12 protein-coding genes are annotated in these 13,313 nt (G+C 71.4%); 10 read left to right on the forward strand and 2 right to left on the reverse strand.

Features of this window, described 5'->3' with window-relative positions; translation table 11 throughout:
* Positions 1-41: 41 nt before the first annotated feature.
* The gene (locus tag QSJ33_RS11655) at positions 42-1,511 is read right to left on the reverse strand and encodes a menaquinone biosynthesis decarboxylase (RefSeq protein WP_285726291.1); all 1,470 of its coding nucleotides are present in this window, start codon (positions 1,509-1,511) and stop codon (positions 42-44) included.
* Here QSJ33_RS11655 and QSJ33_RS11660 point away from each other — a divergent pair.
* The 10 genes from QSJ33_RS11660 (at position 1,510) to QSJ33_RS11705 (ending at position 12,003) form a co-directional block, all read left to right on the forward strand.
* Complete coding sequence (locus tag QSJ33_RS11660) at positions 1,510-3,732, forward strand: TonB-dependent receptor plug domain-containing protein (RefSeq protein WP_285726293.1); 2,223 nt, start codon at positions 1,510-1,512, stop codon at positions 3,730-3,732. The two genes, QSJ33_RS11655 and QSJ33_RS11660, sit on opposite strands and share 2 nt — an antisense overlap.
* 128 nt (positions 3,733-3,860) lie before the next feature.
* Entirely contained in the window at positions 3,861-4,172 is a 312-nt protein-coding gene (gene rplU / locus QSJ33_RS11665) for a 50S ribosomal protein L21 (protein ID WP_285726295.1), read from the forward strand.
* Positions 4,173-4,291: 119 nt separating this feature from the next.
* Positions 4,292-4,552 carry a 50S ribosomal protein L27 gene (gene rpmA, locus QSJ33_RS11670; protein WP_285726297.1) on the forward strand — a complete coding sequence of 87 codons (261 nt, stop codon included), beginning with the start codon at positions 4,292-4,294 and terminating at the stop codon, positions 4,550-4,552.
* 143 nt (positions 4,553-4,695) lie between these two features.
* Positions 4,696-5,739 (forward strand): GTPase ObgE, encoded by a 1,044-nt coding sequence (gene obgE / locus QSJ33_RS11675; RefSeq protein ID WP_285726299.1) that lies wholly within the window; start codon positions 4,696-4,698, stop codon positions 5,737-5,739.
* Positions 5,736-6,359 carry a nicotinate (nicotinamide) nucleotide adenylyltransferase gene (gene nadD, locus QSJ33_RS11680; protein ID WP_285726301.1) on the forward strand — a complete coding sequence of 208 codons (624 nt, stop codon included), beginning with the start codon at positions 5,736-5,738 and terminating at the stop codon, positions 6,357-6,359. The genes obgE and nadD overlap by 4 nt, the downstream gene beginning before the upstream one ends.
* A gap of 17 nt (positions 6,360-6,376) precedes the next feature.
* Positions 6,377-6,748: a ribosome silencing factor gene (rsfS, locus tag QSJ33_RS11685; RefSeq protein ID WP_285726303.1), complete on the forward strand. Its 372-nt coding sequence runs from the start codon at positions 6,377-6,379 to the stop codon at positions 6,746-6,748.
* Between the two features lie 12 nt (positions 6,749-6,760).
* Positions 6,761-8,011: a Glu/Leu/Phe/Val family dehydrogenase gene (locus QSJ33_RS11690; protein WP_285726305.1), complete on the forward strand. Its 1,251-nt coding sequence runs from the start codon at positions 6,761-6,763 to the stop codon at positions 8,009-8,011.
* Positions 8,008-8,982, forward strand: coding sequence for a DUF535 family protein (locus QSJ33_RS11695; RefSeq protein ID WP_285726307.1), 975 nt, complete (start codon positions 8,008-8,010; stop codon positions 8,980-8,982). The genes QSJ33_RS11690 and QSJ33_RS11695 overlap by 4 nt, the downstream gene beginning before the upstream one ends.
* A gap of 40 nt (positions 8,983-9,022) precedes the next feature.
* Entirely contained in the window at positions 9,023-10,435 is a 1,413-nt protein-coding gene (locus QSJ33_RS11700) for an OmpP1/FadL family transporter (RefSeq protein WP_285726309.1), read from the forward strand.
* Complete coding sequence (locus QSJ33_RS11705) at positions 10,435-12,003, forward strand: serine/threonine-protein kinase (RefSeq protein WP_285726311.1); 1,569 nt, start codon at positions 10,435-10,437, stop codon at positions 12,001-12,003. The genes QSJ33_RS11700 and QSJ33_RS11705 overlap by 1 nt, the downstream gene beginning before the upstream one ends.
* Positions 12,004-12,054: 51 nt before the next feature.
* Here QSJ33_RS11705 and QSJ33_RS11710 read toward each other — a convergent pair whose 3' ends face one another.
* Complete coding sequence (locus QSJ33_RS11710; RefSeq protein WP_285726313.1) at positions 12,055-13,206, reverse strand: DUF4382 domain-containing protein; 1,152 nt, start codon at positions 13,204-13,206, stop codon at positions 12,055-12,057.
* Between the last annotated feature and the right edge of the window lie 107 nt (positions 13,207-13,313).

Below are 13,313 nucleotides of genomic sequence, written 5' to 3' on the forward strand. Positions count from 1 at the left end.
GTCCCTCGTCTATGCTCGGGCCCCTCGCGGGGCCCGAGTTGCTAAAGGCCGTAGTCCTTCCACCGCCGGTCGACGCGCGCCAGGATCTCCTCCGGGAAGACCAGGTCTCGCGGCCACTCGCGGGGGAAGCCGTCGAAGGGCCGGTTCTTGCGGGTGGCGTCGATGCCCACCTTCGAGCCGAAGGCGAAGCGGTCGGAGCTGTGGTCCAGGACGTCCAGGGGCCCTTCCGTGAAGAGCAGGTCGCGCTTCGGATCCACGTTGCTCGTGAGGCGGAAGAGCACCTCCGTGAGGTCGTGGGGGTCGATGTCCTCGTCCACCACCACGATGCCCTTGGTGAACATGATCTGGCCCGTGCCCCAGATGGCGTTCATGACCTTCTGGGGGTGGCCCGGGTATTCCTTCCTCATGGAGAGGATCACCAGGTTGTGGAAGGCCCCGGCGGCGGGCAGGTGCATGTCCCGGATCTCCGGCAGCACCAGGCGCAGGAGGGGCAGGAAGATGCGCTCCGTGGCCAGGCCCAGGTAGGCGTCCTCCTGGGGCGGGCGGCCCACGATGGTGGCGGGGAACACGGGATTCCGCCGCATCGTGAGGGCCTCGACGTGCAGCACCGGGTAGTCGTCGGCCAGGGAGTAGTAGCCCGTGTGGTCCCCGAACGGCCCCTCGCGCCGAAGCTCGCCGGGATTCACGTAGCCCTCGATGACGATCTCGGAATCCGCGGGCACCTCCAGGTCGTTCGTCACGCAGGGCACCATCTCGATGCCCTCGCCCCGCAGGAAGCCCGCGAACATCACCTCGCTGAGGAAGGGCGGCAGGGGCGCCGTGGCGGCGTAGGTCAGCGCCGGATCCCCGCCGAAGCTCACGGCCACGGGCATGCGCTCGTCCCGCCCGTAGCCGTGGCGGTTCCGGGCGCCGTCGTGGTGGAGCTGGGTGTGGAAACCCAGCGTCCGGTCGTCGAAGACCTGCAGGCGGTAGAGGCCGGTGTTCCGGTGGCCGGTCTGCTTGTTCCGCGTGTGGCTCAGGCCCAGGGTGATGAAGGGGCCGCCGTCCTCGGGCCAGGTGGTGAGCACGGGCAGGTCGGAGAGCCGCACCTGGTCGCCCTTCAGCACCACCTCCTGGCAGATCCCCTTCCGCACGGTCTTCGGCATCCAGTTGGAGACCTCGGCCAGCACAGGCAGCTTGGCCAGCTTCTCGAAGAAGCCCGTGCCGGGCTTGGGCATGGCCTCCTGCACCAGCTTCTCGATGCGGTCGGCGACGGCGTCCAGGCCCCGGGGTTCCCGGTCCACCCCCAGGGCCATCTGCATGCGCCGGAGGCTGCCGAAGGCGTTCATGGCCACGGGCATGGTTTTCCCGAGGGGCTTCTCGAAGAGGAGGGCCTTCCCGCCCCCGGGCTGCTTGGACACCCGGTCCGCGATGGCCCCCATCTCCAGCACGGGATCCACCTCCGGGGCCACGCGGGCCAGTTCGCCCGCGGCCTCGAGCTGCTTGAGGAAGGTCTGGAAGTCGCGGCCCATGGATGCTCCGGCCTCCATCTTCCCAAAAGGCCGGGGAGCCACGGCCAAAATTCCTGTCCGGGCCGCCCCGGCCGATAGGTCCTCCACCTCACTCTGGAGATCTGCCCTGGCCACCCGGTACCTCCCCCTGCCGTTCCTGCTGACCGTGGCCGCGGTGGCCCCGGCCCAGGAGGTCGACGGCCGGAACCTCCTGGCCCTGCTGCGGACGCCCGTGGTCTCCGCGTCCCGGTCGAAGGAGCAGCTCTCCGAGGCCCCGGCCACGATGATCGTGCTCAGCCGGTCCGACCTGGAGGAGCGGGGCTACACCGAGCTGTCCCAGCTCCTCGACGACCTGCCGGGCATGGACCTCAGCCGCTCCTACGGGGCCAACTACGTCAAGGACTACTGGCGGGGCTACCGCAACGACATCGGGGACCCCTTCCTGGTGATGGTGGACGGCCAGGCCCTCAACCACCTCTGGTACGGCACCGCCGACACGCCCCTGGTCACCTACCCGCTCGCGGCCATCGAGCGGGTGGAGGTGGTCTACGGGCCGGCCTCCTCGGTCTACGGGGCCAACGCCTTCATGGGGGTCATCAACCTCATCACCCGGAAGGCCCCCGCCGAGGACGGGGCCTCCGTCCGCGGCCGCCTCACCGCCGGCAGCTTCGGCGCCCGCATCGTCGATGCCCAGGCCGCGGCGCGCTGGGGACGGGCCACCCTGACCCTCGCCCTCCGCGGGGACGACGGCCACCTGGACACCGGCTCCGCGGACCGGTACGAGTTCACGAATGCCCGCTACTTCGAGGATCCCCACATCTGGGGGGGCTTCCAGGGCCGGCCGGACTCCGAACACCGGAACCGGGCCGTGGACCTCCGGCTGGGCCTCGGCCAGACCGAGTTCGGGTTCCAGAGCCTCCTGATCCGCTCGGGCTACGGCTACACCTATCCCGGCGACCAGTCCCAGAGCCTGGGCACCTGGGCCCGTCCCGACACCGCCTTCTTCGTCCGCCACACGGAGGACTGGACCCCCGCCATCAGGGCCACCTCCCTGGCCCGCTACCGCCGCAGCGACCTCGCCAACGACAGCTACGACGTGGAGTCCGCCTACGCCCAGACCGGCCAGCCCTCCGCGCCCGGCTGGCGGCTCACCAGCTACCAGAGCCTCAACAGCAGCCTCTCCTTCGGCCAGGACGTCGAGATCCAGGCGAAGGACTGGCTGGCCCTGAACCTGGGCCTGAGCTTCGAATCCCGGACCCTGCAGAAGGCCTACCTCTACGGCGCCGACGCCACGCGGCAGGACCCGCCGGCCGGCCGCCTCTCCGACCCCAACCACTTCAGCGTGGAGAACCGGGGGATCTACGCCCAGGCCCGGGTCCGCCTCAGTGCCGCCCACCAGCTGAACCTCGGCCTCCGGACGGACCACAACGGCATCTACGGCGGCGCCACCACCCTGCGGGGCGGCTACGTGGGTACCTTCGGGGCCTGGGGCCTCAAGGCCCTCTACGGCCAGGCCTACCAGGAGCCCACCGCCCGGCAGCTCTACGGCGCCACCATCGGCACCGGGGCCAACCCCGACCTGGACCCCGAGCGCTCTCACACCGCCGAGCTGAGCCTCGCCTACACGGACCCGGTCTATGCCGTGAGCCTGGACGCCTACCAGGTGCGGAACACGGGGAAGATCCAGCTGGTCAACGGCCTCGTCGCCAATTCGGGCGACCAGGACGTGACCGGCGCGGACCTCGGCTTCCAATGGCTCCTGCCGGTCTACACGGTCCGCCAGTGGAAGGTCTGGGGGTGGTACAGCCGGATCTTCCGGGCGGAGGACCGGAACCGCCCCGGGGGCCCGGCCTCCGCCCGCAGCGGGGACCTGGCCGACCACAAGGTCTACCTGGGCAGCACCGTGGTCCTGGATGCCCGGTTCAGCGGCTCCCTCCTGGCCCGGTACGAGGGGCGCCGGCCCACGGTGGCCACCAATCCCGTGGGGGAGGTCCCGGGCTACCTCACCGTGGACCTGGCCCTCCAGGCCCGGGACCTGCCCGCCCGCGGGTTCGGGCTGGCCCTCCGGGTGGCGAACCTCCTGGACCGGGCGTACGACCACCCGGGCCTCCGGGACGCCGGGGCCGGCACGACCCCGGGCACCTGGGACGGCACCGCCTACACGGGGAGCCGGAGCTACTACAACTCGCTGCTCCCCCAGCCGGGACGGTCCATCCAGCTGAGCCTGACCGTCGCCTTCTGAGTGGGGATCGAGATTTAGCCTTGACCCTCAAGGGATTTCCCGCGATTCTGATGGGCCTTGCCCTGGCTGCGGGCACCCAAGCGCCTCCGACCGAGTGCCGCCCGCACGCCCCAACCGAAGAGGTTTCCATGTACGCAATCATCCAGACCGGCGGGAAGCAGTACCGCGTCGCCGAGGGGGACATCCTCCGCGTGGAGCTCCTGGAGAAGGAGCCCAAGCAGGCCGTCACCTTCGAGCAGGTCCTGCTCATCGACAACAACGGGGACCTGAAGGTGGGCCAGCCCACCGTGAAGGGCGCCAAGGTGGAGGCCGAGGTCATCACCCACGACCGCTCCAAGAAGGTGATCATCTTCAAGAAGAAGCGCACCACCACCTACCAGCGCACCCAGGGCCATCGCCAGGGCTACACGGAAGTGCGGATCAAGGCGATCAAGGGGTGATGCCCTCCGGGGGTTCCGCGCTGCGCGCACACCCCCGGAACCCCCGATGCTCACCCGGGTGAAACCCGCGTTCGCATCCTTCCCTGTCCACGACATCTGATTTCTGAAGAGGTGATTCCATGGCTCACAAGAAAGGCGTCGGTTCCAGCCGCAACGGTCGCGATTCCCACTCCCAGCGCCTGGGCGTGAAGGAGTTCGGCGGCGAGGTCGTCCCCGGGGGCTCCATCCTCGTCCGCCAGCGCGGCACCAAGTTCAAGGCCGGCGTCAACGTCGGCATGGGCAAGGACCACACCCTGTTCGCCCTCATCGACGGCAAGGTGCGCTTCCAGGACAAGGGCCAGCACGGCCGCTTCATCCACATCGATCCCATCGAGGGGTGAAGGTTGTCCGGGGGTTCTCCTTGCAGCGCATGCGCTTCAAGGATCTAAGGGCGCGCTGCGCACACCCCGATCTCCCTGCGCATAGGCCGGGCGTAGCCCGGCCTATGCTTATGCCCACCTGATCTCCCCAGCCAAAGGCCCGAATGTTCCTTGACCACGTCCAGCTCCGCGTCGCCGCCGGCCATGGCGGCTCCGGTGCCATGAGCTTCCGCCGGGAGAAGTTCGCCCCCGAAGGCGGCCCCGATGGCGGCGACGGCGGCAAGGGCGGCTCCGTCTTCCTGCGGGCCAACCGGGCCCTCAACACCCTGAACCCCTACCGGAACCAGCGGGACTTCGCCGCCGACCGCGGCCGCCAGGGCGAGGGCTGCATGCGCCACGGCAAGGACGGCGAGGACGTGGTGCTGGACGTGCCCCTGGGCACCGTGGCCCGCGACTCGGACACCGGCGAGGTCCTGGCCGAGCTCATGGCCGAGGGCGAGACGGTCTGCGTGGCCCGGGGCGGGCGGGGCGGCCTGGGCAACACGCACTTCAAGAGCTCCACCAACCGCACGCCGCGCCACCACCAGCCCGGCGAGGAGGGCGAGGCGCGCACCCTGGACCTGGAGCTGAAGCTCATCGCGGACGTGGGGCTGGCGGGCTTCCCCAACGCCGGCAAGAGCACCCTGGTGAGCCGCCTCAGCGCCGCCCGCCCCAAGATCGCCGGCTACCCCTTCACCACCCTGGAGCCCCAGCTCGGCGTGGTGAGCCTCGACCGCTTCGGCGGCGACGCCCTGGACAGCTGGGTCATCGCCGACATCCCCGGCCTCATCGAGGGCGCCGCCCATGGTGCCGGCCTGGGCATCCAGTTCCTCCGCCACGTGGAGCGCACCCGCATGCTCCTGCACCTGGTGGACCTCGCCGACCCCGTCACCGGGCCCGCCGAGGCCGTGCGCGTGATCGAAGGCGAGCTGGCGGCCTTCAGCCCCGTGCTGGCGGCCAAGCCCCGGTGGCTCGTGGGCACCAAGCTGGACGCCCTGCAGGACGAGGACCGGAAGGCCGCCTTCGCCGCCCTCTGCGCCGAGCGGGGCCAGTCCCCCATCTACATCTCCGGCGTCACCGGCGAGGGGTTGCGCGAGCTGGCCTTCGCCGTGGACCGCGCCCTCAAGGCGGATCCCCGCGCCGACCTGGCCCGGGAGGCGGAGGCGTGACCAGCCGGCGCGTGGGCCTGCTGGGCGGGGCCTTCAACCCCCCCCATGACGGCCACCTGAAATTGGCGCGCCTCGCCCTGGAACACCTGGAGCTGGACGAGCTCCGCTTCATCCCCACCGCCCTGTCCCCCCACAAGCCGGATCCCGGCGGCCCGGCGGGCCCCGTCCGCCTGCGCCTGCTGGAGCGCCTCCTGGAGGCGGCGGACGGTCCGTTCCGGATCGAGACGCTGGAGCTGGCCCGCGGGGGGCGGAGCTACACCGTGGACACCCTGGAGGACCTGGCCGCCCGCGAACCAGGGTCGGGCTGGATCCTCATCATGGGCAGCGACCAGCTGCCGGGCCTGTCCCACTGGCACCGCGCCCCGCGCATCTTCCAGCTGGCCTCCGTGGCCATCTCGCCCCGCCCCGGCACCCGCCTCGACGACCTCGCCGTGCCGGGGCTCCGTCCCGCGGACCAGTGGTCCGGCCGGCCCGGCGAGCGGGTGTGGCTGCCGCCCACGGACCTCGACCTTGCGTCCACCGCGCTGAGGGGCCGCCTGGCCGCCGATCCCTCGGCGGATCCCGGGGGTCTCCCCCCCCAAGTTCTGGCTGCCATCCGTTCTGAAAACCTGTATCGTTAGCCTGCTCTGGAGCCCGCATGTCCCTTGATTCCCGGCTCGCGGCGGTCGTCGACGCCGCCCGGTCCAAGAAAGCCTTCCGGATCCGCCTCCTGGACGTGACGGGCCTCGCCAGCTTCACCGACACCTTCGCCTTCATGAGCGGCACCAGCGACCGCCAGAACCGCGCCATCGCGGACGCCATCGAGGAGGCCCTGAAGCTGACGGGCGAGCGTCCCATCTCCAGCGAGGGCGCCTCGAACGGCACCTGGATCCTGCTGGACTACGGCAACCTGGTGATCCACGTCATGGACGAGGACACCCGCCGGCACTACAACCTTGAAGGCCTCTGGAGCGCCGGGCGGGAGCTGGAACTGCCCGCCGAGGTCCATCCCGCCTCCGAATCGCGATAGGAGAGTCCCTCCATGCAGAATCACACGAACCCCTTCGAGGCGATGCAGGCGCGGCTCCGGGTGGCTTCGCAGCTCTACGGCCTGGACGACGCGCTCTTCAAGGTCTTCATGGCCCCCAGCCGCTCGATGATCGTGAGCCTGCCGGTGCTCATGGACAACGGGCAGTGGGAGGTCTTCACGGGCTACCGGGTGCAGCACAACATCGCCCGCGGCCCCGCCAAGGGCGGCATCCGCTACGACATGAACGTCACCCTGGACGAGGTGAAGGCCCTCGCCGCGTGGATGACCTGGAAGTGCGCCGTGGTGGACGTGCCCTTCGGCGGCGGCAAGGGCGGCATCGTGTGCGACCCCTCGCGCCTGAGCCTGGGCGAGAAGGAGCGGCTTACCCGCCGCTACATCGCCGAGATCATGGACATCATCGGCCCCGACCGCGACGTGCCGGCCCCGGACATGGGCACGGACGCCCAGACCATGGCCTGGGTGCTGGATACCTATTCGATGCACGTGCGCCAGACCGAGAACGCCGTGGTGACCGGCAAGCCCCTGGGCCTGGGCGGCAGCCTCGGCCGGACCGAGGCCACGGGCCGCGGCATCCTCATCACCGCCCGGGAGGCCATGCAGCGCCTGGGCAAGCCCCTGGCCGGCGCCACGGTGGCCGTGCAGGGCTTCGGCAACGTGGGCAGCCAGGCCGCGCGCCTCCTGCACGAGGCCGGCGCCCGCGTGGTGGCCGTCAGCGACCTCCAGGGCGCCGTCAAGAACGACCGGGGCCTGGACATCCACGCCCTCCTCAAGCATGTGGCCGAGACCCGCACGGTGGCCGGCTTCAAGGGCGCCGAGCCCATGGACCCCGCCGCCCTGCTCACCCATGCGGTGGACATCCTCGTGCCCGCCGCCCTGGAGAACCAGATCACCGAATCCAACGCCGCCCAGGTGCGGGCCAAGGTCATCGTGGAGGGCGCCAACGGCCCCACCACGCCCGAGGCGGATCCCATCCTGCTGGAGCACGGCGTCCTCGTGGTGCCCGACATCCTGGCGAACGTCGGCGGCGTGACCGTCAGCTACTTCGAGTGGGTGCAGAACCGCCAGGGCTTCTACTGGCGGGAGCGCGAGGTCAACGAGCGCCTGGTGGACTACATGACCCACGCATTCCAGGCCACCTTCGCCACCACGGACAAGTACAAGACCAACCCCCGCATCGGCGCCTACATCCTGGCCCTCGACCGGGTGGCCCAGGCCATGAAGTACCGCGGCTTCTACGCATGAGGCTCCGCGCGACCTGGGTAGCCGCCCGTCGCGCCTGGGTGCTGAGCACGGAAACCTACCGCGCCGAAGGCCTGCTCCGCCGCCTGAAGCAGAACCTGCGCTGGGCCCTGATCGCCGCCGCCCGCCCGGTGGAGGCCCTCGGGTGGTTCACCCGCATGGAATCCCGCGACCTGCAGCCCTTCGCCGAGGCGAACCCGCTCCTGCGTTTCAAGCCCATGCGGGTGTACCTCTCTTCGCGCTGGGGCCAGTCGCGCCGGACGAAGGTGATGCGGGAGACCTACTCCTTCGTGCTCTGGCGGGGGGGCGCCATCCGCGAGGCCCTGCTCCGTCAGGAGGGCGAGGGCGCCGTGCTCGCCTGCTTCGACCTGGGCGAGCTGGGGCCGGCGGAGCTCTGCCTGGGCTTCGACAACCGGTTCCGGAAGGAGGGCGAGTTCGCCGTCACCCTCCGGTGCCCCGAGCAGGGCGGCCGGATCTCCTCCCTCTCCTTCGCCCTGGAGTGGCGCCCGAACGGGCTGGTGATGTACGCCGGCTGCGTCCAGGGGCGCTCCGAGGGCGAGGGCGGGTTCATGAAGGCCCTGCAGAAGGCCATGCACGGGCTCCGTCCCAAGGCGCTGGTGGTGTTCGCCGCCCAGGAGATCGCCCGGGGGCTGGGCGCCCGGGAGTTCCTCGGCGCGGGCAACAGCATCCAGGTCCACCGGCGGAAGCACCTGATCCACCTGTCCTGGGTCCACGAGCTGACCTTCGACTACGACGCGTTCTGGGAGGAGCTGGGCGGGCGCCCGGCCCTGGACGGATGGTTCTACCTGCCGCGGAAGGCCCGCCGCCGCACCCGCGACGAGATCAAACCCAACAAGCGGACGATGTACGCCCGGCGCTATGCCCTGCTCGACGACCTCGCGGCCCAGATCCGGACGGCCCTGGCGCCGGCGCTCCCGCCGGAGGATCACGACCCGGGGCCCGCCGCCTCCTGATCCGGGTACGGCATGATGGAGGTTCGCCGGAACCGCTGCCATGCCTCTGCCCCTCCGATCCAGCCTCGGGATCGCCCTGCTCGGGGCGGCGGCCCTCTCCCTGGGCGCCCAGAGCCCCATCGGGATGCTGATCTCCGAGCAGTCCCGCACCAACTTCACGGTGCTGGGGGCCGGGGCCCGGGCCATGGGGCTGGGCGGCGCCTTCATCGCCGTGGCGGACGATGCGACCGCGGTCTCCTTCAACCCCGCCGGACTGGCCCAGCTGCTCCAACCGGAAGTGAGCTTCGTGGCCCGGGGGACCCAGCGGAACGTGGGCTACCAGGATTTCGCCACCACGGGCCAGGGCCGTTCGCTGACGGTGAGCGACACCCTCACCAGCAGCACCCGCTTCGACCCGCTCTTCGCCTCCGCCACCGCGCCCCTCCGGGTGGGCGGACGGAACCTGGTGCTCCAGCTCTCGGTCCAGCGGGCCTTCGCCCAGAACGAGGACGGCGACCGGACCCTCGACGAGTCCCCGCTCGCGACGGGCTCCGGCGTGCCCACCCACCTCGCCCAGAGCATCAACCAGTCCGGCCAGATCGACCTCTATTCCTTCGCCGTGGCCTACGAGGTCTCCCAGCGCATCCTGCTGGGGGTGGCCTACAACCAGTGGCGGGGGCGCTGGAGCCTCGATTCCTCCAGCGTCCAGACCTCGGGGCTCACGACCACCTCCGTGGCCTTCCGGCAGGCCAATGCCCTGGACGGCGGGAACTACAACTTCGGCCTCATCTGGCGCTGGCCCACCTGGAGCCTGGGACTGGTCCACCAGACCGGCTTCCACGCCGACTACACCTTCAGCACCGACCTGGAGACCAGCCTCCCCCGGGCCCCCGGGCGGCCGACCTCGGTCGCCACCGGGCTGCACTGGCCCTCCAGCACGGGCGTGGGATTCGCCTTCCGGCCCGCCGACCAGTGGCTGGTCACGTCGGACCTGACCCACACGCTGTGGTCCACCACCCGGTACATGTCCGGATCGGCCTACCTGAACGGCCAGAGCTTCTTCGACTTCGACAAGGGCGACCGGACCCCCGATGCCACCGCGGTCCACCTCGGCGTGGAATACCTGTGGCTCACGGACCGCAACTGGGTCATCCCGCTGCGGGCGGGGCTCAGCCGGGAACCCCAGCCCGTCACGGACCGCTACACGGGCGAGCAGCGGGTGATGAAGTGGGCCTCCATCGGCAGCGGGTTCAAGCGGGGCCCGCTGAGCCTGGACGTGGCCTACCGCTACGGCTGGTCGCGGCGCCAGGCCTCGCAGTTCCTGGAGATTGACCAGATCCTCAGCCACACGCCGCCCACCTCCATCGGCACGGAGCGGATCCGGGAGCAGCGGCTGGACCTCTCCCTCATCTGCCAGTTCGACCGGCAGCCGGTGGAGCGGGCGCTGCGGTACCTCTTCGTCGGGGAGCGGTGATGAAGGCCGGATCGCTGCTGGGGCTCCTCGTCGGGCCTGCCCTCCTCGCCCAGGCCCAGCCGACCTTCTACGCGGCCTACCAGGACGGCCTGGACGCTGAGCGGCGCGGGGACTGGGCCGCCGCCAGCGCCGCCTACCACCGCGCGATCGAGCTCCGCCCCGCCTCCGCCGGGCGGGTGGTCATCTACGGCAACAACCTCCTGCTCCACTACTACCCCTACACCCGCCGGGCCCGCTGCGAGCTCGAGCTCGGGCACCGGGATCCGGCGGCCACCCTCCTGGCCCAGGCCGCCGCCAAGGGGGAGCCGGCCCCGGAACGGGAGGACCTCCTGCGCCGCCTGGCGCAGGCCACGGCCCGTCCGGCCCCGCCCCCGGCCGGGGCCACCGCGCCGGGCCCGGGCCAGGCCCCGCCCCCGGGGCCCACCCCGGCCACCGAACGCCAGCTCCCCCCTTCCACCCCGTCCCCCGCCCCCGAGGTGCCTGCGGCCCCAGCGCCGGCGCCGCCGCAGGCGGCTCCGCGGCCGGAGCCGGGACCCGATCCGGCGGCAGACCGCCCCCAGGCCTCCGCGGGGGCCCGCGCGACGCCTGCGCCGGCCCCCGCGGCCCTCGCCCCGGCCGCGGCGCCTCCCCCCGCGCCGGCTCCTCCGTCCGGCGGCCATCCCTGGCGGAGCGCCCTGCTCCTGGCCGGCGGCGCGGCCCTCCTGGCCGGGGGCGTCTGGGCCTTCCTGAGGACGCGTCGGCGGGCCCAGGCGCAGGGGTTCCGGGATCCCGACCGCATCGGCCCCTACCGGATCGAACGGCTGCTGGGCCGGGGCGGCTTCGCCAGCACCTACCTGGCGCGGCACGAGGCCAAGGGCACCCCCGTGGCCCTGAAGGTGCTCCACCCGTACCGGCAGGACGACCCCGAGTTCCTCGGCCGCTTCCGCCAGGAGGCCCGCCTCGGGTCCCGGCTGGACCACCCCGGCATCGTGCGCCTGCTCGATCCCGGGCCGGAGGAGGGAACACCTTACCTCGCCATGGAATACGTCTCCGGCCGGCGGCTGGACCAGGCCCTGCGCGAGGATGGCCCGCCCGCCCTGCCGGACCTGCTGCGCCTTGCGCGGGAGATCGCCGAGGGCATGGCCTACGCCCACGCCCATGGCGTGGTCCACCGCGACCTCAAGCCCGGCAACATCCTGCTCGCCGGCGACCGCATCAAGATCATGGACTTCGGCATCTCCCGGGTGGTGGATTCGGAGACCCTCACCACCACGTACGCCTTCCTGGGCACGCCCCTCTACGCCGCCCCTGAGGCCCAGACGAAGACCCAGGTGGGTCCCGCCGCCGACCGCTATTCCTTCGGCATCCTGCTCTTCGAGCTCCTGGCCGGGCACCCCCCCTTCACCGGCGAGACGCCCTTCGAGATCCTCGACCAGCATCGCGGCACCGCCCTGCCGGACCTGCGCGCCCTGCGCCCGGACGCGCCGGAACCCCTCGTGGACCTCATCGAGCGGCTCTGCCGGAAGGATCCCGGCCAGCGCCCCGGGGACGAGGACGTGCTCGCCGTCCTGGCCCGCCTGGCAGGTTGAGCCGGGACGGCCCGCCCGGAACCGGGCGGGCCGTCCCGCACCCCGCGGAGCTCAGAGCCCCAGGTTCACGGTGGTCGTGGCCCCGGCGGTCACGGCGGCGGACTGGACCGTCGAGAGGGACACGGTGGTGGTGCCGTCCGGGTTCAGCGTCGACCGCACGGCCTGGACCGAGTACGCCCCGGCCGGGACGTTCGAGAACGCATAGGTCTCCGTCGAGGTGCCCACGGTGACCAGGCCACTGCCCACGATGAACGTAAAGGTCCCGGAGGTCGGCGTGGCCAGCGACTGCAGGAGGTTCACCGCATCGCTCTGGGCGCTGGTGGCCACGGGGGTCACGCCGCCGGAGATCGTCCCGGTGGCCGCGTCGCCGGCGAAGGCCGCGTTGTAGGTGAAGACCGGCGAGGTGCCCGAGAGGGCGAAGGCGTCGCTGGCCTTGGCGTCATAGGCCTTCGGGGTCGTGCCCACCACCGGCTGGCTCACCACGTAGTAGGTGGCGCCCACGGGCAGGAGGTCCAGGGTGTAGGCCCCGGTGGCATCCGTCACCGTGCTGCGGACGACGGCGGCGTGGCCGGATCCGTCCAGGGTCTCGGCGTAGACCATGGCGCCGGGCAGCCCGGCCGCCGTGGCGCCGTCCGTGAGCGTTCCGTGGATGGAACCCGTCACGGTCTTGTCGAAGGCGCGGATCGTGGGCCGCAGCAGGTACTGGCCGGAGGCCCCGGCCTGCACCACCTGGATGGAGTGGGCCGCGTCGAAGTCGATCCACACATCCGCCGTGGTGCCGGCCGCCACGTCGAAGCTCACGATGAGCTTGATGCCGGTCTGCATGCCCGAGGGCACGGTGAGGGGCTGGGTGGTGCCGTCGGCGAGCATCACGGAGTTGCCCGAGCCGAGGATGAGCCGCATCTGGCTGTAGTGGCCCGCGGGCAGCGTCGCGCCGGAGGCCAGGGTCTCGCTCACGCCGCCCGTGAGGTTCAGCAGGTTGATGGTCTTGTTCGGGGTGCCGAGGGTGATCCAGCCGCTGCCGCTGCCGATCTCCACGGACTGGATGTTGACGTTGACCTGCTGGTAACCGCTGATGGGGCCGTCCACCAGATGGACATTCATCGCGCCGGTGCTGCTGGAGCTGGACGAACCGCCGCAGGCCACCAGGAGGGCCAGCCCCAGCCCCGCCGCGGTGGTGATCATGCCTCGCCAAGTGCGCATGCGCTCCTCCTTCAGGATCCGAATACCCGGGCCAAGTGTTGGCCCTGCGGCCCGGCGCGCCAGCAAATTCGATAAGTCGGCCTGCAATGGGTGTTTGAACAGGCCAC

It is taken from the genome of Geothrix rubra (genome assembly GCF_030268065.1).
GTDB lineage: Bacteria > Acidobacteriota > Holophagae > Holophagales > Holophagaceae > Geothrix > Geothrix rubra.